The following is an 18,589-nucleotide window of genomic DNA, read 5'->3' as shown; positions in this document are numbered from 1 at the left end:
TCACCTCGGCTTTCGCGGGGCGGTACGGCGCTTGGGCGCGGTGCGGGCGAAGGCCGTGGCCACCTCGGCCAGCCACGCCACCTCCTTGGCGTAGTCGCCCCGGCTCTCGGCGGGCGAGGGCCCGGTGCCAGGGACGAAGGGCGCGGAGGCGTCCGGGTCCTCCGCCCGCGCCCGGAGGGCGGCGTGCAGGAAACCGGCCTCGTCCTCGGGGGAGCGCCGCGCGGTCTCCGGCGCGTCGCCGCGGAGCGCCGCGGCGTGGGTGAGGTGCGGCCGCAGGGCGAGGAACCCGTCGAGTATCTCGATGACCCGCCGGTAGAGCCGGTACTCGAGGCTGTACGGCGGCAGCCGGTCCAGCCACCTCGGCGGCGGCGGCTCCAGCGCGATGCCGGGTGCCGCCTCGTACAGCGCCCACCACAGCGGGCGCAGCCGCAGGTAGGAGCGGTAGTTCCACAGCCAGTGGGAGAGCGCGAGCCCCCAGGACGGGACGGTCCAGCCGAAGACCTGGAGCAGCGAGCCCACGTCCCCGGCGAGCCAGTACGCGGGTTCCCAGGCGCTCATGTCGTAGCCGAGCTGGGTGCCGATCGTCTGGGTGTAGCGGATGGCGCAGTACAGCAGGATGAAGGAGGCGCCCGCGGTCACCGTCCACATGCCCACGCGCAGCCACGTGCGGTGGGCGATGCGCGCGTACCGGTAGGACAGGCGCAGGGCTCCGACCTGCCCCACCGCGCAGATGGTGATGTAGAAGAGCAGGTAGCCCGCGTAGTCCAGGTCCTGCATGTTCCGCAGCAGCGTGCCCTCCGCGGAGGGGTCCCTGCGGTAGGGCTCGACGATGAAGAACAGCGCGACGAGGGCCGCGAGCGTGACGGAGAAGGCCCGGATGCGCCGTCTGGCCAGCACGCGCGCCTCTTCGGGGGGATGGGACCAGTGCACCAGCACGACCTGCTGGGCGGCGGTGAGGACGACGACCGCGGCCTGCGTGAGGATGGTGGTGAAGTTGGCGTATCCGGCGAGGGCGTTGACGTGGTCGCGCAGCCAGTTGAAGTCGATGAGGAAGCTGATGCCGGAGCACAGGAAGTAGACGGCGAGGGCCCACAGGGCGGGGTCGGTCCTGCGCTGGACCAGTTCGGGGAGCTTGTAGCAGAACGCGGCGAGCCCGGCCGCGGCGCAGATGTGCGCCAGCACGTCGTAGAGGTTCATCCGCGGCCGATGACGCTTTCCACGCGGGCCATGACGCTGGCGATCTCGGGGGCGAGGGCGGGGGGCGCCCCGGTGACGTCCTGGCGGGCACCGGCCAGGATGAGCGACGCCATCATCTCCGCTTCCTGCTCGTCGCGGTCCGAGTAGACGGACCTCATCAGCGACCTGCGGACCAGGTTCGGGTCGAGGTCGGGGAAGAGGTGTTCCGGAACGGTGACCCGCTTGGGCGCCGCCGCCACCGGGGCGGCCGTCGCGGGAGCGGCGGTCGCGCGGGGGGTGGTCGCCGGGGCCGCCTCGCCGTCGTGCCCGCAGATGATGTGCGACAACTCGTGGGCGATGATGTGCTCTTGGTGGGACCTGCTGGTGTCCGCCTGGTAGACGATGATGTCCGTCTCCGGGACGGCGATCCACAGTCCGTGGAGCGACGGGTCCTCCAGCTCCATGGAGGTGAGCCGGATGGCGCGGCCCCGCCGACGGCTGACCTGTTCGCAGATGGCCATGATGTCGCCGCCCGGGGTGATGCCGGCCTCGTCGATGAGCCTCTCGCAGGTACGGCGCATCTGCCGGAATGCGGTGCGCCGACCGGGTACGCGTAGCGGAGATGCTCCCACCGATGTGTCCTTTCCGGCCTACATGCCGGCAGTGCCGTTGGCGTTCGATCGTTGCCAACTGTCCGGGCGGGCGCAAGGGCCGACCGAGGCGGGCGGGCGGAGGTTGACCGAAAGACGCCCCCCGCCACGGCCCGTCAGCTCCCCGGTCCGGGCTGCCCCCGGGGCTCGTCCTGGCCGTCCTGCGGCGCCTCCTGCGGGGGCAGGCCCTCCAGTTCCCGTACGCGGTCGATGACTTCGGCGATCGAGCGCAGGCTCTTGGAGGACAGCCCGGCCGCCCGGAGGGCGACGTGCTGCACCTGGGCGTCCCGCAGCGCGGCGAGCATGCCGAGCTGGGCCTCGACGGCCGCCGTCACCTCGTCGTCGAAGAAGTAGGCCGGGGGCACGCCGAAGAACCGGGCCAGCCCTTCGAGGTGCCGGATGGTCGGGTTGTCGCGCTGCCCCTTGCGCAGCAGCCAGATGTAGCTGCCCGAGATGGGCACCCCCTGCTCGCTGATGGCCCGGGCGGCCTCCTCGGTGCTGTAGGGGCCGCGACCGGCCGGAACCACTGTCTCGAAAAGGTGGTTGATCTTGTCGGCCAGACTCTTTCTTCCCGGCACGTCCGACGAACTGGTCATTGCCGCTCCTCACCTCCGTGACTGCAACCTATCCCCACACTGGTGTGCAGTCCATGTCGCCCGCTCTTCCACACCAGTTGACGCCCTGTCATGACGGCACTAGCGTGACGCCTCGACTACGACTGGTATTGGAACGGCGACTCGCTGAAGTGTCACACCAGTTCATCGATCAAGGCGTGGTCCGCGCCGCGTGCTGACCCTGCTCTCCAGGGCGACGGCCACCACCCAGCGAGAAGGGTTGTGCATGAGGGGATGGGACGTACGACCGGTCGCCCTGGTGACCGGCGGTTCACGCGGCATCGGCCGGGCGGTCGTCCACCGGCTGGCGCGCGACGGGCACGATGTGGCGTTCTGCTACAGGTCCGACGACGACGCCGCCGCTCAGGTGGAGAAGGAGGTCGTCGAACTGGGCCGGCGCGCCTTCGCCTGCCGCGCGGACGTCTCCCAGGCCGACGAGGTACGCGCCCTGGTCCGCGAGGTCGAGAACGAACTCGGCCTGATCGACGTGGCGGTGGCCGCGGCGGGCATCACCCGGGACAGCCCGCTGCCGCTGATGCGCGAGGAGGAGTGGCACCAGGTCCTGGCCACGAACCTGGACGGGACGTACCACGTCAGCCGGGCGGTCGTCTTCGAGATGATGAAGCGCCGACGCGGCTGCATCGTGAACATCTCCGCCGCCGCCGGCGTCCACGGACAGGCCTGCCAGACCAACTACTCCGCCTCCAAGGCCGGGATCATCGGCTTCACCAAGGCGCTGGCCAAGGAGGTCGCCCCGTACGGCATCCGCGCCAACGCGATCGCGCCCGGTTTCATCGAGACCGACCTGACCGCGTCGCTGCCGCAGACCGCGCGGGACGAGGCACTGCAGGCCATCCCGCTGCGCCGCTTCGGCCGGCCGGAGGAGGTGGCCGACATGGTCGGTTACGTGGTCTCCGCGGAGTACATGACCGGAAACGTGCTCCACATCGACGGGGGCGTCACCCTCTGAACCGGCCACCCGCGACGCTGACATGATCAAGGGCGGACCGGCCACGTCCGACGCGGTGACGGGGATCGCCGGCGGGACGAAGAGGCCGGGCCGCGACCCTCGACCCTTCGATCAGTCACGGACCGCCATGCACACCACCCTCACCCCGTTCACGCTCACCTTCTGGAAGGGGGAGCGGTCTCGGGGCAAGCCGCTGCTGCGCGCCTGGCAGGGCACGTCTCCGGAATACGGGGACATGCGCGTCCTCTGGCCCGCGCCTCCCTACGTCGACAGTCTCATTACCACACAGGTGAGCGGTGGTCTCATTCCAACGGCCACCTTGGAGACCCGCGGCATCCACGCCGAACTCGTGGGGATGCCGACCCTGAACCGTGCGACCGCGCGCGTGGGCGACGGCCTCGTGTCACTGAGCCGGAACAGGTTCGCCATGACGAAGAGGGGCCGTTCCCTGCGCATGACGTACCTGGGTGACCACTACAGGCTGACGGCGATTGATCGGAAGGCGTACACGCTCGCTCGGACGCCCAACGCCGACGACCCCGGCGTCGTCCTCACGGTGCGGCAGTCGGGGCTCGGGAAGGGCAAGAAGGTCTCCGTCCAGGCGAACGGCCGGGTCCTGCCCGCGGATCTGGCCCTGGCGGTCCTCTTCGCCGGAGTCGACCGGGCCGTTCTCACCCGGGGAGGCGCGGTGCGTGCCGGCATCGCGAGGATGTCCATGTTCTGGGCCGAGACCCACAACCCCTGACCGCACGGGCCGTACGGGGGAAGCGCGGGGACCGCCGCACCCCCGTTGCCGGGGGGCGGGACGACGGCGGTCCCCGCGGGGGACGCGGGCCGGGTCAGGGCCGGTCTCCGCGTCCGCGGCGTGCGGGAGGTCCGGGAGCCGCTCCGGAAGTTCCTGACGCCGACACGTCCTACCGTGCACGAGCAGTGTTAAGCGGGTGCTGCCGCGACATGACGTGCTCGTACCGTTTGCGCGAAGCCGCCCCGAAGGGCGGCCGCCTCGCGGCTACCTGCCTTCCTTCGCGAGGAACGACAGCAGGTCCTGACGGCTCACCACACCGGTGGGCTTGCCCTCCACCAGCACGATCGCCGCGTCCGCCGTGCCCAGCACGGACATGAGGTCGGCGACCGGCTCGCCGGAGCCGACCTGCGGCAGCGGCGGGCTCATGTGCTTCTCGAGCGGGTCGTCGAGGGAGGCCCGCTTCGTGAACAGGGCGTCCAGCAGCTGGCGTTCCACCACCGAGCCGACGACCTCGGCGGCCATGACGTCGGGGTGGCCGGCGCCCGGCTTGACGATGGGCATCTGGGAGACGCCGTACTCGCGCAGGACCTCGATGGCCTCGCCGACGGTCTCCTCGGGGTGCATGTGGACGAGCTTGGGGATGTCGCCCTCCTTGTGCCGCAGGACGTCGCCCACGCTGGCGGACGGGCCGGCCTCCTCCAGGAAGCCGTAGTCCGCCATCCACTCGTCGTTGAAGATCTTCGAGAGGTAGCCCTTGCCGCTGTCCGGCAGCAGCACGACCACCACGTCGTCCGGGCCGAGCCCCTCCGCCGCCCGCAGCGCCGCGACGACGGCCATGCCGCAGGAGCCGCCGACGAGCAGGCCCTCCTCCTTGGCCAGGCGCCGCGTCATCTGGAAGGCGTCCTTGTCGGAGACCGCGATGATCTCGTCCGTGACGCTGCTGTCGTACGCGCTGGGCCAGAAGTCCTCGCCGACGCCCTCGATCAGGTACGGACGCCCGGAGCCGCCGGAGTACACCGAGCCCTCCGGGTCGGCGCCGATGACGCGGACCTTGCCGCCGCTGACCTCCTTCAGGTAGCGGCCGGTACCGGTGATGGTGCCGCCGGTGCCGACGCCCGCGACGAAGTGGGTGATCCTCCCGTCCGTCTGGTCCCACACCTCGGGACCCGTGGTCTCGTAATGCGAACGGGCGTTGTTCGGGTTCGAGTACTGGTCCGGCTTCCAGGCGCCCGGCGTCTCCCGTACGAGCCGGTCGGAGACGTTGTAGTACGAGTCCGGGTGCTCGGGGTCGACGGCCGTGGGGCACACCACGACCTCGGCGCCGTACGCCCGGAGCACATTGATCTTGTCCGTGGAGACCTTGTCGGGGCAGACGAAGACGCACTTGTAGCCCCGCTGCTGGGCCACGATCGCGAGGCCGACACCCGTGTTGCCGGACGTGGGTTCGATGATGGTGGCGCCGGGCTTGAGCTCACCGCTCTGCTCGGCCGCCTCGATCATGCGCAGGGCGATCCGGTCCTTCACCGAACCGCCCGGGTTGAAGTACTCCACCTTGGCGAGGACGGTGGCCTGCAGGCCCTCGGTCACACTGTTGAGCTTCACCAGCGGGGTGTTGCCGATGAGGCTGATCATCGAGTCGTGGAATTGCACCGTAGTTCTCCGGGGTCTCCGTAATGGTCCCGCCAGCGTATGCGTAGGACGAGGCGGTTACGGGGCAGTTAGCTCTTGTACTGCCTGGAGGAGGTGACTGCCCCTATGTCGAGGGCGAGGGTGGCGCGGCGGATCGCCGCGGGCGCGGCGTACGGCGGCGGGGGCATCGGGCTGCTGGGCGCGGCGGCGGTGGGGGTGCTGCTGGCGGAGGTCCAGCTGGCGAAGCGTTCCGTGGGCGGCGGGGTGGCGCCGCTGCCACCGGCGGCTGACGGGCTGTACGGCCGTGGTTTCGAGGGCTCCGAGCCGGTCAGGCTCGCCCTTCTGGGCGATTCTACGGCGGCGGGCCAGGGTGTGCGGCGGGCCGGCCAGACACCGGGCGCGCTGCTGGCCTCGGGGCTCGCGGCGGTCGCGGAGCGTCCCGTCGAGCTACGCAACGTCGCCCTGCCCGGCGCCCGCTCCGACGACCTGGAGCGCCAGGCCACGCTGCTGCTCGCGCACCCGGGGCGGGTCCCCGACGTGTGCGTGATCATGATCGGCGCGAACGACGTGACGCACCGGATGTCGCCGACCCAGTCCGTGCGGTACCTGTCGACGACCGTGCGGCGGCTGCGCACGGCGGGCGCGGAGGTGGTGGTCGGCACCTGCCCCGACCTGGGCACGATCGAGCCGGTGTACCAGCCGCTGCGCTGGGTGGCGCGGCGGGCCTCGCGCCAGCTGGCCGCCGCGCAGACGATCGTGGTCGTGGAGCAGGGCGGCCGTACGGTCTCGCTCGGCGACCTGCTGGGTCCGGAGTTCGAGGCGAACCCGCGCGAGATGTTCGGCGCGGACAACTACCACCCCTCGGCGGAGGGGTACGCGACGGCGGCGATGGCCGTCCTGCCCACGGTCTGCGCCGCCCTGGGCGTCTGGCCGGAGGAGGAGCGGCTGGAGGCCGACCGCCGCGAGGGCATCCTGCCGGTCGCGAAGGCGGCGGCGGAGGCCGCGGAGGAGGCCGGTACGGAGGTCACCCCGGCCCGCGCCCCCTGGGCCCGCCTCAAGCACCGCCGCCGCCGGCGCCTGCCCCCGGTCACGGGCCCGGCGCCCGCGCCGTCGCCGGACTGGCCGGACGCCCGCGGCGACGCCCGGGAGCGCCCCGCGTAGCAGCCCGTACACCCGGCACGCCTGAGCGAGCGCTTAGAAATGCGGCGCTCATCACACGTTCCGTGCAGTGACCTGCGCGATACGTGCGGGTAACTTCACCTCACAGGTCCGCCATCCGCCCCACCGCACCTGGAGCCCCGATGCCCGAAGCCGTGATCGTCTCAGCCGCCCGCTCCCCCATCGGCCGGGCCTTCAAGGGCTCCCTGAAGGACCTGCGGCCGGACGACCTGACCGCCACGATCATCCAGGCCGCGCTCGCCAAGGTGCCCGAGCTCGACCCGCGCGACATCGACGACCTGATGCTCGGCTGCGGCCTGCCCGGCGGTGAGCAGGGCCACAACCTCGGCCGTATCGTCGCCGTGCAGATGGGGATGGACCACCTGCCCGGCTGCACCGTCACGCGCTACTGCTCCTCCTCGCTGCAGACCTCCCGCATGGCGCTGCACGCCATCAAGGCGGGCGAGGGCGACGTCTTCATCTCCGCCGGCGTCGAGATGGTCTCCCGCTCCGTGAAGGGCACCAGCGACGGCCTGCCCGACACGCACAACCCCCTCTTCGCCGAGGCCGAGGCCCGCACCGCGGCCCGCGCGCAGCAGGAGGGCGCCGACTGGCACGACCCGCGCGAGGACGGGCTGCTGCCCGACGCGTACATCGCGATGGGCCAGACCGCCGAGAACCTGGCCCGCCTCAAGGGCGTCACCCGCCAGGACATGGACGAGTTCGGCGTACGGTCCCAGAACCTCGCCGAGGAGGCCATCAAGAACGGCTTCTGGCAGCGCGAGATCACCCCCGTGACACTGCCCGACGGCACGGTCGTCTCCCAGGACGACGGCCCGCGCGCGGGCGTCACGCTCGAGGGCGTCCGGGGCCTCAAGCCCGTCTTCCGCCCCGACGGCCTCGTCACCGCCGGCAACTGCTGCCCGCTGAACGACGGCGCCGCCGCGCTCGTCATCATGTCCGACACCAAGGCGCGCGAGCTGGGCCTGACCCCGCTGGCCCGCATCGTCTCCACCGGTGTCTCGGGCCTGTCCCCCGAGATCATGGGGTACGGCCCGGTCGAGGCCAGCAAGCAGGCGCTGCGCCGCGCCGGGCTGACCATCGGCGACATCGACCTGGTCGAGATCAACGAGGCGTTCGCCGCGCAGGTCATCCCGTCCTACCGGGACCTGGACATCCCGCTGGAGAAGCTGAACGTCAACGGCGGCGCCATCGCCGTCGGCCACCCCTTCGGCATGACGGGCGCGCGGATCACCACCACGCTGATCAACAGCCTCCAGTTCCACGACAAGCAGTTCGGCCTGGAGACCATGTGCGTGGGCGGGGGCCAGGGCATGGCGATGGTCATCGAGCGGCTGAGCTGAGCTGGAGCGCAGGGTAGGGGTCGCCCGAGGAACGAGGGCGGCACCTGCCCGCAGCGGTAGCGAAGCGAAGCGCGACCAAAAGACCGAGCGGCTGAGCTGAGCTGGAGCGCAGGGTAGGGGTCGCCCGAGGAACGAGGGCGGCACCTGCCCGCAGCGGTAGCGAAGCGAAGCGCGACCAAAAGACCGAGCGGCTGAGCTGAGCTGGAGCGCAGGGTAGGGGTCGCCCGAGGAACCGCCTGAGCCCTGAACTGGGCGGTTAATCGCACCGCATCCCAGTCGTGACCGAATCTCCCCCAGGATGTGACCTACATCCCGGGGGAGATCCATTTATGCAGGTCAACTGGGGAAGGAGTGAAATCCAGGTGACGAAAAACCTGTCCAATTCGTGACGTAATGCACTGACAGGGGGCGCGAGGACACGACAAGCTGATGTAGGAAGTGCGGGGGATCGATTGAAACCGGGAGTAAGTCAGTGAGCGCCATGTCTCTCGCCCTGCTGCTGACCACGGCCACCGCCACGGCCGTGGGCGCCGCCGCCCTGCACGCTGCGCACGGGCTGCGCAAGCAGGTGGTCGCCCTGCGCGCCGATCTCGCCGCCGCGCACGACCTCGCCGACCACGCCCCCACCGTGCCCCACGCCCGCGCCACCACCGACGACATACGCGCCGCCGTCGCCGAGGCCCTGGCCGAGGAGCGCGAACGCGAGCTCGCCGAGGCGCGCGCCTTCTGGGCCGCCCAGGAGGCCCGCGACGCCGCCGACGCCCCCGGCACGCTGCTGGGCGGCGGCCTGTCCGGCCTCCCCGACGACGGCCCGTTCTTCGTGCCGCGCCAGGCGGACTTCGTGGGCCTGGAGGCCCTGGGCCTCGACGGCGACCACGACCGTGACCGCGACGACGCGGACTACGCCGAGTACGCCGCCGAGTACGAGCTCCCCGAGTTCCCCGAGGACTCCCCCGAGCTGGCCGCCGCCCGCCGCCGGCACCCCTCGCACCCGGACTTCGTGCCGGTCCAGACGCCCGTCGTCACCGACCACGAGCGCACCGTGGCCCGCCTGGAGGAGCTCGCCGAGGCCCGTACGGCGCTCACCGACGTACGGCCCGGCCCCCTCGGCACGCTCGACGTGTACGTCTTCGCCGACGGCACGACGCTGTGCATGACCCCCGGCCACCGCGAGACCGCCGAGCGCCTCGCGGACGCGCTGCGCAAGGGCGCGGCGCCGGTCCTGCTCGGCGGCTCCGGCGTCTCCGGCGCGTACGCCCTGACCTTCTCGTGCGGCGACGGCGAGGGCGAGGGTGACGGCGGCTCCGAGAACGTCTACGTCCTCGCCGACCGCGTCATAGCCTCGCTCTAGCAGCCGCCCGCTCCACCAGCCCCACGGCCTCGTCCAGCTGCTCGGCGGCCGCACCGCCGGGGGCCGGGGCCGTCCGCAGAACCTCCGCCAGATCGTTACCGGCCACCACAAGTTGGTCGGCGACGCTGAAGACCCCCGCGTCCGGCATGGTCCGCGGCTCCGCCCCCGGGTCCTCGAGACGCTGCGCCCGCAGCGCCAACTCCCTTGCCAACGCGAGCCCTTCGGCGGCCGCGCCCCGTTGGAGGCGGCTCTGCGGGGCGGCCCGCAGCCAGTCGGCGAAACGTTCCACGGCGCGGGTCAATTCAGTCGTGTCCACCACGCCGCGACCCTATGCGCCGGTACGGCACTGTTGCCAATACGCGAACGCTCAGGCACGGTGACGTGAAGGAGCACACGCGCACAGCGTCCGGAGGCGCCGATGTCCCAAGTCTTCTCCGAAGAGACCCACCGAAATCTGCTCGCGCGCATTCCCGCCTGCACCGGCCGTGAAGTGGCCGACTGGCTTCGCACCGTCGAGGAAGGCCCCTCCCTCCTCCGCTTCGAGGAGAAGGTGAGCTGGCTCCGGGGCGAGCACAACCTCGCGTACGGGCACGCCAAGGCGATCATCCACGAGTACGACCTGCGCCGGGCGGCGCGCAAACTCCTCTGACGGCACTCGGACGGGACAGACGGGAAGGCCCCGTACCGGCTCTCGCCGGTACGGGGCCTTCCCTGTTCCGCGTGACGCGTTCCGCGTGGGCGGGGTCAGTCGTCGCCCTGCAGGATCGAGATCAGCCGCAGGAACTCCAGGTAGATCCACACCAGCGTCATGGTGAGGCCGAAGGCCGCCAGCCACGACTCCTCGCGCGGGGCACCGTAGGTGATGCCGTCCTCGACCTGCTTGAAGTCCAGGGCCAGGAAGCACGCGCCGAGGACGATGCCGATCACGCCGAACATGATGCCGAGGCCGCCGCTGCGGAAGCCGAGGCCGTCACCGCCGCCGAAGACGGCGAACAGCGCGTTCACCGCCATCAGCAGGATGAAGCCGAGCGCGGCCGCCATCACGAAGCCGTAGAAGCGCCGCGTGACGCGGATCCAGCGCATCTTGTACGCGATGAGCACGCCGGCGAAGACCGCCATGGTGCCGAGCACCGCCTGCGGGACCGCGCCCGGCGTGACGTACGTGGAGACGGCGCTGGAGATGACCCCGAGGAAAACGCCCTCGAAGGCCGCGTACGCCAGGATCAGCGCGGGCGACGCCTTGCGCTTGAAGGCCTGGATCATCGCGCAGACGAAGGCCACCAGGGCCGCGCCGATGCCGATGCCGTACGACTTGCCGATGTTCGCCGGGTCGACGGGCAGCAGGAGCCAGGCGAGCGTCGCGGTGACGAAGACCGTACCGAGCGTGATGCCCGTGCGGGTGACCACGTCGTCGATCGTCATGGCCCCCGGGCGCGCCGGTGCCTGCGGGGCGCCGAGCTGGACGGCGTCCTGCGCGTAGGGGTTGGTGGCGTAAGGGTTCGTCGCGTACGGGTTGGTTCCAGCGGCGGGGCCCCCGGCCGGCTGCTGCGCGTTGAAGCCCGCGTAGCCGCCGTTGTCGCGGCTGAACCCCCGTCGCGAGAAGACCGGGTTGCTGCTCCTCATCTCACTCCTCCATGGCCGCCGTGCGCGGCCTTGAGACAAGAGTAATGGGGACGCAAAAGAAACACCCTAGTGCTCGGGGAGGATCTTTCGGGCCGGAACGCACAGAACGCACGCTCAGCAGGCATACGGCCCTTTCCGGGGCGCCGCCTGTGATCGCCGGGCACCGCGCCGCCCGCCGCACCGCCCGTCCCCGCCGGCGCGGCCCGCCGACGACCGTGACCGCCGCTCGCGGCGGCCGGTCGCCGACCACCGGGTCGCACCTGCCAACGCCCGAGGACGGCATCGTCCGCTTCCTTCCGGGCGGGTCCCGGGCGAAGCCGTGGGACCGCTCCCGGCGGTGCGGACGGTGAGTGCCCGGAGCCGGACTCGAACCGGCACGGCCTAAGGCCAGCGAGGTTTAAGCTCGCCGTGTCTGCATTCCACCACCCGGGCGCGGAACGCGGCTCCGCATGGCACATGAGCCTATCCGGAGGCGTCCCTCGAACAGCGGAACACTGGCCCGATGTTGTCTTATTTTATTGACGCTTGAGGGTGCGTCAGCGCAGGTGAGGCGCGTGGCGCGGCAGCCGTGTCGGGCTCGCGGCAGCAAAGAACCGCGCAAAGGAATGACGGAAAGTCGCCGCCCCGCTCCGGCGCGCGGACCATCGGATGACAGACCGATGACCGACCGATGACCGGGCGATGACCGGCGAGGGGCACCGAGGGCCGCCCGCGGGGCGACCGGGCCCGGTGGCGGGGTGGTTCTCAGGGGTCGTGTCATACCTCAGGAGGAGGGGCGGAGCCTCCGGTCCGACTCGAGACTGCCCCGGATACGGGCACGCGGACGGACGTCCGGCGGGGTGGCCGGCGCGGACGATGGACGAGTCCTCGATTCGAACCGCCGTTCCCGACAGGAGCACCCTCGTGACCACCACCCCCCTCGCCCACCGCGCCACCACGGTGGCCGCCCGCGCCACGGATCTGTCCAAGGTCTACGGACAGGGTGAGACCCAGGTGGTCGCCCTGGACCGGGTCACCGTGGAGTTCGGACAGGGCGAGTTCACCGCGATCATGGGCCCGTCGGGGTCCGGCAAGTCGACCCTGATGCACTGCGTCGCCGGCCTGGACACCTTCAGCTCCGGCTCGGTCCGCATCGGTGAGACCGAGCTCGGCTCCCTCAAGGACAAGCAGCTCACCCAGCTGCGCCGGGACAAGATCGGCTTCATCTTCCAGGCGTTCAACCTGCTGCCGACGCTGACGGCGGCCGAGAACATCACCCTCCCGATGGACATCGCGGGCCGCAAGCCCGACAAGGAGTGGGTGCGCAAGGTCATCGACATGGTGGGCCTGTCGGGCCGCCTCTCCCACCGCCCCGCGCAGCTCTCCGGCGGCCAGCAGCAGCGCGTGGCGGTCGCCCGCGCGCTGGCCTCCCGCCCCGAGATCATCTTCGGCGACGAGCCCACCGGAAACCTCGACTCCCGCTCCGGCGCCGAGGTGCTGGGCTTCCTGCGCAACTCCGTGCGCGAGCTCGGCCAGACGGTCGTCATGGTCACCCACGACCCGGTGGCCGCCTCGTACGCGGACCGCGTGGTCTTCCTGGCGGACGGCCGCATCGTCGACGAGATGCTCCGCCCGACGGCGGACGGCGTGCTGGACCGCATGAAGGAGTTCGACACCAAGGGCCGCACCAGCTGACCGGCTGACCTGACCGGCTGACCGGACCGGCTGCCCAGCCACCCAGTCGGCCGACCGGTCGACCAGCCGACCGCCCCGTACGCCCGCACCCACTCCCAGGACCTCACCTCATGTTCCGTACCGCCCTGCGCAACGTGCTCGCGCACAAGGCCAGGCTGCTGATGACCGTGCTCGCCGTCATGCTCGGCGTGGCCTTCGTCTCCGGCACTCTGGTCTTCACCGACACCCTCTCCCACGCCTTCCGCAACCAGTCGGCCAGGAGTTACGACGACGTCGCCGTCGCCGTCACCTCGTACGCCGACCAGAACGACGCCAAGCAGGAGCCCGGCCTCTCCCAGCAGACCCTCGACAAGGTCGGGAAGCTGGACGGGGTCGCCTCCGTCACCGGCCGGGTGGACGGCTTCGCCGGCGTCGCCGACCCCGACGGCAAGCTCATCGGCGTCGGCTGGTCCAACAAGGGCTCCAACTTCGCCCCCGGCAAGGACGGCAAGGACGTCGCCTACGACTTCACCGAGGGCTCCGGCCCGGTGAGGGACGACCAGATCGCGCTCGACAAGGACACCGCCGCCAAGGGCGCGTACAAGGTCGGCGACCGGGTGCGGGTGGCCACCAACGGGCCGGTGAAGGAGTACACCCTCGCGGGCGTCTTCACCACCGAGGACGGCGCCGTGAACGCCGGCGGCAGCCTGGTGCTGTTCGACACCTCCGTCGCCCAGCAGCTCTACCTGAAGCCGGGCTACTACAAGGAGCTGACGGTCACCGCCGCGCCCGGCGCCGACGACGCGAAGATCCTCGACGCGGTGAAGCCGCTCATCCCCGAGAGCGCCACCGCACAGACGGGTGCCGCGCTCGCGGACGAGCAGGCGGAGATGATCGAGAGGGAGCTGAACAGCCTCAACCAGATGCTGCTGGGCTTCGCCGGCATCGCGCTCTTCGTCGGCGTGTTCCTGATCTCCAACACCTTCACCATGCTGGTCGCGCAGCGCACCAAGGAGCTGGCGCTGATGCGCGCCGTCGGCGCGTCCCGCAAGCAGATCACCCGCTCGGTGCTGGCCGAGGCCGGTCTGGTCGGCCTGGTCGCGTCCGTCGTCGGCTTCGCGCTCGGTGTGGCCCTGGCCGTGGGACTGCGCTCGGGGATGGCGGCGTTCGGCATGAAGATGCCCGACGGGTCGCTCGTCATCGGTACGACGCCGATGCTCGCCTCGCTCGCCGTGGGCGTCCTGATCACCATGTTCGCCGCCTGGCTGCCCGGCCGCCGCGCCGCGAAGATCCCGCCGGTGGCCGCGATGAGCAGCGTTCACGCGGTGGCGACGACGAAGTCCCTGGTGGTGCGCAACTCCATCGGCGCGCTCATCACCGCCGCCGGCGCGGCGCTGATCGTGGCGGGCGCCGCGGCCGGCTCCGACGGCCGGTGGCTGATCGCCGGCGGTGCCTTCCTCGCGCTGGTCGGTGTGATCGTGCTCATCCCGCTGCTCGCCCGCCCGGTCATCGCCCTCGTACGCCCGCTGCTGGTACGCGCCTTCGGCGTCTCCGGCAAGCTCGCCGGGCAGAACGCGGTCCGCAACCCGCGCCGCACCGGCGCCACCGCCTCCGCGCTGGCCATCGGCCTCACGCTCGTCACCGGTCTGTCGGTGCTGGGCGTCACGGTCGGCACGGCGCTGGACAAGATGACCACGGACCAGATCAAGGCCGACTACATGGTCGCCATGGCCAGCGGCGGCGCCCTCGACGAGTCCGCGCTGACCGCGCTGCGGAAGGCCCCGGGCGTCACGGCCGTCTCGCCGCAGCAGGCCACGTCCTTCGACATCAAGGACGACTGGGTCTCCGCGTCGGCCATCACGCCGGGCGACATCGAGCGGGTGCTGAAGGTCGAGCTGGTGGACGGTTCGCTGGCCTCCCTCGGCGAGGGGCGTATCGCGGTCGCCGAGAAGACCGCCGCCAAGCGGGGCTGGAAGGTCGGTGACACCCTGCCGGTCACCTTCGCCGACGAGAAGAAGGGCGAGCTGACCGTCGGTGCCGTCTTCAAGGACACCGAGTTCCTGTCGCCGGTGCTGGTGGACACCAAGGTCGTCGCGCCGCACGAGAACAAGCCGTTCATCCCGCAGATCTTCGTGACGATGGACGGCGGTCAGACCGCGGCGAACGAGAAGGCCCTGGTCAGCGCGCTCGGCGAGAACCCGGCGATCAACGTGATGGACAAGCAGGACATCCGCGACCAGTTCGGCGGCATGATCAACATGATGCTGAACATCATGTACGGCCTGCTGGCGATGGCGCTGATCATCGCGGTGCTCGGCGTCGTCAACACCCTGGCCATGTCGGTCTTCGAGCGGCAGCAGGAGATCGGCATGCTGCGGGCGATCGGCCTGGACCGGCGCCGGGTGAAGCGGATGGTGCGGCTGGAGGCCGTGGTCATCTCGGTCTTCGGCGCGGTGGTCGGCATCGGGCTCGGCACGTTCCTGGGCTGGGCGATCGGCCAGTCCATCAAGTCCGGCCTGCCCGACTACGCCCTGGTCATCCCGTGGGACCGGATCGGTGTCTTCCTGGTGCTGGCCGCGCTGGTCGGCGTCCTCGCCGCGATGTGGCCGGCGCGCAGCGCCGCGAAGCTGAACATGCTGAACGCCATCAAGGCCGAGTAGCTCCGCCGGTGAGGTGCCGAAGGGCCGGGTCCCCCCGTGGTGCGGGGGCCCGGCCCTCGGCGTGTCAGCGGTCGCCGCCCCCGGTCCACCGTCTGGGCCGCAGCGGCATCCCCGACGCCCCGCTCTCGGGCGTCTTCACCGCCAGGACCTGGTTGACGCCGATGCGGTTGCGCTCGAAGGAGACGGCGGACGCCGCCATGTAGAGGCGCCAGACCCGGGCGCGGCCGGGGGAGGTGAGGCGCTGCGCCCGGGCCCAGTCGGCCTCCAGGTTGGCCACCCACTGGCGCAGGGTGAGGGCGTAGTGATCGCGGAGGGCCTCGATGTCGCGGACCTCGAACCCGGCCTCCTCCAGGGTGGCGGTGGTGCGGCCGATGGGTGCGAGCTCCCCGTCGGGGAAGACGTACGCGTCGATGAACTCGTCCACGTGGTACGCGGTCTCGTCCGGCTCGGGGCGCCGCGAGATCTGGTGGTTGAGGAGCCGGCCGCCCGGCTTGAGCAGGGCGTACAGGTCGTCGGCGTACTCGCGGTAGCGGACGGCGCCGACGTGTTCGGCCATCCCGATGGAGGAAATCGCGTCGTACGGACCGTCCCTGACGTCCCGGTAGTCCTGGATGCGGATCTCGATCCGGTCGGTGAGGCCTTCCTCGGCGATGCGCTTGCGCGCGAAGGCGGCCTGTTCGGTGGAGAGGGTGACGCCGACGACTCTGGCGCCGTATTCGCGGGCGGCGTGGATGGCCATGGAGCCCCAGCCGCAGCCCACGTCGAGCAGCCGGTCGCCCTCCTTCAGGCCGAGCTTGCGGCAGATCAGGTCGAGCTTGTCGCGCTGCGCCTCCTCCAGGGTGCCGCCGTCCGTCCAGTACGCGCAGGAGTAGACCATCGAGGGTCCGAGGACGAGCTCGTAGAAGTCGTTGCCGACGTCGTAGTGGTGGCTGATGGCCTCCTTGTCGCGCCGCTTGGTGTGCAGCGGCCCGGAGCGCCGCCGGACCTCCTCGGCGGGCGGCGCGGGCGGCGGCCAGGGCCCGGCGATCTTCACCAGCCCGCGGACCGCCGCCCGTACCCGCGGGTCGCGCAGGGCGTGGACGGGGTCCTTCGCGTCGGCGCCGCGCTCCCAGAGGAAGCCGGCGAGCCGGTCGAGGGCCTCGTACAAGTCGCCGTCGACGTCGAGCTCCCCGGCCACCCACGCCCGCGCCAGGCCCATCTCCCCCGGCTTCCACAGCATCCGCCGCAGGGCCCGGCGGCTGCGGATGACGAGCACGGGGACGTCACCCGGAGGCCCCGCCTCACTCCCGTCCCAGGCCCGGACCCGGACCGGCAGGGGAACCCCCAGCAGGTCCTCGGCGAGAGTGGTGAGCCGCGACGCGGCGTCGGCCATGGTGCACACCTCCGTGACGTTCGATCCCAGAAATGCTCGTCACCACATAAACACCGACAGCGACGGGTGACAGTCCCGGAACGACGCAATGGAAGGGCAAAAAAGCGCGCAGGCCGGCGCTTGGGCAACGCGAAGGGGCCGCCCGCACCACGGATGGCGGGCGGCCCCTCGGTGAGCCGGACTCACGGTCGGTCCGGCTCAGCGCTGAGCGTGCGTCAGGAGGCCTTGGCCTTCTGCGGCGGCGTCGCGGAGGAGGACGACGCCTGCGGCGCCGGCTTGGCCGCCTCGTAGAACTCCTCGCGCGGCGACTCGATCGCGCCGAGCGAGACGACCTCGCGCTTGAGGAACATCGCGAGCGTCCAGTCCGCGAAGACGCGGATCTTGCGGTTCCAGGTCGGCATGGCCATGCCGTGGTAGCCGCGGTGCATGTACCAGGCGAGACGGCCCTTGAGGCGGATCTTCATCTTGCCCATGACGATCATCGCGACGCCCTTGTGCAGGCCGAGACCGGCGACCGCACCCTTGTTGGCGTGGCTGTACTCCTTCTGCGGGAAGCCCCGCATGCCGGAGATCACGTTGTCGCCGAGGACCCGGGCCTGGCGCAGCGCGTGCTGGGCGTTCGGCGGGCACCAGGCGTTCTCGTTGCCCGCCTTGCGGCCGACGAGGTCCGGGACCTGGGCGTTGTCGCCCGCGGCCCAGATGTAGTCGGTGCCCTTGACCTGGAGGGTGACGTCGGTGTCGACGTGGCCGCGCGGGCCCAGGGGCAGGCCGTAGCGGGAGAGGACCGGGTTCGGCTTCACACCGGCGGTCCAGACGATGGTGTTGGAGTCGACCTCCAGGCCGTTCTTCAGCACCACGTGGCCGTCGACGCAGGAGTCCATGGAGGTGTTGAGGTAGATCTCCACCCCACGGCTCTCCAGGTGCTCCTTGCCGTACTGGCCGAGCTTCGGGCCGACCTCGGGGAGGATCTTGTCGGCGGCGTCCACCAGGATGAAGCGCATGTCCTCGCGCTTCACGTTCTTGTAGTACTTCGCGGCGTCGCGCGCCAGGTCCTCGACCTCGCCGATGGTCTCCGCGCCGGCGAAGCCGCCGCCCACGAAGACGAAGGTCAGCGCCTTGCGGCGGACCTCCTCGTCGGTCGTCGAGTCGGCCTTGTCGAGCTGCTCGAGGACGTGGTTGCGCAGGCCGATGGCCTCCTCGATGCCCTTCATGCCGATGCCCTGCTCGGCGAGGCCGGGGATCGGGAAGGTGCGGGAGACCGCGCCGAGCGCGATGACCAGGTAGTCGAACGGCAGCTCGTACGCCTCGCCGACGAGCGGCGAGACCGTGGCGACCTTGCGGTCCTGGTCGATGCTGGTGACCCGGCCGGTGAGTACCTCGGCCTTGGGCAGCACGCGTCGCAGCGGGACGACGACGTGCCGCGGCGAGATGCTGCCGGCGGCGGCTTCGGGCAGGAAGGGCTGGTAGGTCATGTACGACCGGGGGTCGACGACCGTGACGGTCGCCTCGCCATAGCGCATCTTCTTGAGAATGCGCCGAGCTGCGTACAGGCCTACGTACCCACCGCCTACTACGAGGATCCTGGGACGCTCCGTGGTGCTCATGCCATCGAGTATCCACCCGC

The 18,589-nt window shown here is 71.0% G+C and carries 16 protein-coding genes and 1 tRNA gene; 8 read left to right on the top strand and 9 right to left on the bottom strand.

Annotated elements, in window-relative coordinates:
• From AB0A69_RS11105 to AB0A69_RS11095, 3 genes are all read right to left on the bottom strand, one after another.
• Window positions 1–1,197, bottom strand: a complete 1,197-nt coding sequence (locus tag AB0A69_RS11105) for an MAB_1171c family putative transporter (protein ID WP_361418346.1) — start codon at window positions 1,195–1,197, stop codon at window positions 1–3.
• Window positions 1,194–1,757 carry an ImmA/IrrE family metallo-endopeptidase gene (locus AB0A69_RS11100; protein WP_361418343.1) on the bottom strand — a complete coding sequence of 188 codons (564 nt, stop codon included), beginning with the start codon at window positions 1,755–1,757 and terminating at the stop codon, window positions 1,194–1,196. Before AB0A69_RS11100 ends, AB0A69_RS11105 begins: the two co-directional genes overlap by 4 nt.
• Before the next feature lie 185 nt (window positions 1,758–1,942).
• Window positions 1,943–2,422: a helix-turn-helix domain-containing protein gene (locus AB0A69_RS11095; protein WP_361418340.1), complete on the bottom strand. Its 480-nt coding sequence runs from the start codon at window positions 2,420–2,422 to the stop codon at window positions 1,943–1,945.
• Window positions 2,423–2,666: 244 nt separating this feature from the next.
• Between AB0A69_RS11095 and fabG the strand changes: the two genes are divergently transcribed.
• Window positions 2,667–3,410: a 3-oxoacyl-ACP reductase FabG gene (gene fabG / locus AB0A69_RS11090; RefSeq protein ID WP_361418337.1), complete on the top strand. Its 744-nt coding sequence runs from the start codon at window positions 2,667–2,669 to the stop codon at window positions 3,408–3,410.
• A 127-nt stretch (window positions 3,411–3,537) separates the two neighbouring features.
• The gene (locus AB0A69_RS11085) at window positions 3,538–4,155 is read left to right on the top strand and encodes a hypothetical protein (RefSeq protein ID WP_361418334.1); all 618 of its coding nucleotides are present in this window, start codon (window positions 3,538–3,540) and stop codon (window positions 4,153–4,155) included.
• Between the two features lie 264 nt (window positions 4,156–4,419).
• On the opposite strand, the gene AB0A69_RS11080 is transcribed toward AB0A69_RS11085, so the two are convergent.
• The gene (locus tag AB0A69_RS11080) at window positions 4,420–5,805 is read right to left on the bottom strand and encodes a cystathionine beta-synthase (protein ID WP_361418331.1); all 1,386 of its coding nucleotides are present in this window, start codon (window positions 5,803–5,805) and stop codon (window positions 4,420–4,422) included.
• Window positions 5,806–5,910: 105 nt separating this feature from the next.
• Between AB0A69_RS11080 and AB0A69_RS11075 the strand changes: the two genes are divergently transcribed.
• From AB0A69_RS11075 to AB0A69_RS11065, 3 genes are all read left to right on the top strand, one after another.
• Window positions 5,911–6,945 carry an SGNH/GDSL hydrolase family protein gene (locus AB0A69_RS11075; RefSeq protein WP_361418328.1) on the top strand — a complete coding sequence of 345 codons (1,035 nt, stop codon included), beginning with the start codon at window positions 5,911–5,913 and terminating at the stop codon, window positions 6,943–6,945.
• Window positions 6,946–7,085: 140 nt separating this feature from the next.
• Complete coding sequence (locus AB0A69_RS11070) at window positions 7,086–8,306, top strand: acetyl-CoA C-acetyltransferase (RefSeq protein ID WP_361418325.1); 1,221 nt, start codon at window positions 7,086–7,088, stop codon at window positions 8,304–8,306.
• Window positions 8,307–8,787: 481 nt separating this feature from the next.
• Window positions 8,788–9,657: a hypothetical protein gene (locus AB0A69_RS11065; protein WP_361418471.1), complete on the top strand. Its 870-nt coding sequence runs from the start codon at window positions 8,788–8,790 to the stop codon at window positions 9,655–9,657.
• On the opposite strand, the gene AB0A69_RS11060 is transcribed toward AB0A69_RS11065, so the two are convergent.
• Window positions 9,641–9,976 carry a hypothetical protein gene (locus tag AB0A69_RS11060; protein WP_361418322.1) on the bottom strand — a complete coding sequence of 112 codons (336 nt, stop codon included), beginning with the start codon at window positions 9,974–9,976 and terminating at the stop codon, window positions 9,641–9,643. The genes AB0A69_RS11065 and AB0A69_RS11060 overlap by 17 nt on opposite strands.
• A gap of 99 nt (window positions 9,977–10,075) precedes the next feature.
• Between AB0A69_RS11060 and AB0A69_RS11055 the strand changes: the two genes are divergently transcribed.
• Window positions 10,076–10,306 (top strand): DUF4287 domain-containing protein, encoded by a 231-nt coding sequence (locus AB0A69_RS11055; protein ID WP_355362153.1) that lies wholly within the window; start codon window positions 10,076–10,078, stop codon window positions 10,304–10,306.
• A 95-nt stretch (window positions 10,307–10,401) separates the two neighbouring features.
• Here AB0A69_RS11055 and AB0A69_RS11050 read toward each other — a convergent pair whose 3' ends face one another.
• Entirely contained in the window at window positions 10,402–11,280 is an 879-nt protein-coding gene (locus AB0A69_RS11050) for a Bax inhibitor-1/YccA family protein (protein WP_361418318.1), read from the bottom strand.
• A gap of 351 nt (window positions 11,281–11,631) precedes the next feature.
• Window positions 11,632–11,712 (bottom strand) — tRNA-Leu (locus AB0A69_RS11045).
• A gap of 471 nt (window positions 11,713–12,183) precedes the next feature.
• Between AB0A69_RS11045 and AB0A69_RS11040 the strand changes: the two genes are divergently transcribed.
• Both AB0A69_RS11040 and AB0A69_RS11035 read left to right on the top strand, forming a co-directional pair.
• Window positions 12,184–12,954 (top strand): ABC transporter ATP-binding protein, encoded by a 771-nt coding sequence (locus tag AB0A69_RS11040; RefSeq protein ID WP_361418315.1) that lies wholly within the window; start codon window positions 12,184–12,186, stop codon window positions 12,952–12,954.
• A 110-nt stretch (window positions 12,955–13,064) separates the two neighbouring features.
• A complete protein-coding gene (locus AB0A69_RS11035; RefSeq protein WP_361418312.1) occupies window positions 13,065–15,593 on the top strand; it encodes an ABC transporter permease in 2,529 nt (842 codons plus the stop codon).
• Window positions 15,594–15,657: 64 nt separating this feature from the next.
• Here the strand turns inward: AB0A69_RS11035 and AB0A69_RS11030 are convergent, their stop codons facing one another.
• Window positions 15,658–16,965: a cyclopropane-fatty-acyl-phospholipid synthase family protein gene (locus tag AB0A69_RS11030; RefSeq protein ID WP_361418309.1), complete on the bottom strand. Its 1,308-nt coding sequence runs from the start codon at window positions 16,963–16,965 to the stop codon at window positions 15,658–15,660.
• A gap of 215 nt (window positions 16,966–17,180) precedes the next feature.
• Window positions 17,181–18,569 (bottom strand): NAD(P)/FAD-dependent oxidoreductase, encoded by a 1,389-nt coding sequence (locus AB0A69_RS11025; RefSeq protein WP_361418306.1) that lies wholly within the window; start codon window positions 18,567–18,569, stop codon window positions 17,181–17,183.
• Window positions 18,570–18,589: the final 20 nt, after the last annotated feature.

It is taken from the genome of Streptomyces sp. NPDC045431, assembly GCF_040646655.1.
GTDB lineage: Bacteria > Actinomycetota > Actinomycetes > Streptomycetales > Streptomycetaceae > Streptomyces.
This window is presented reverse-complemented; position numbering and strand designations above follow the sequence as displayed.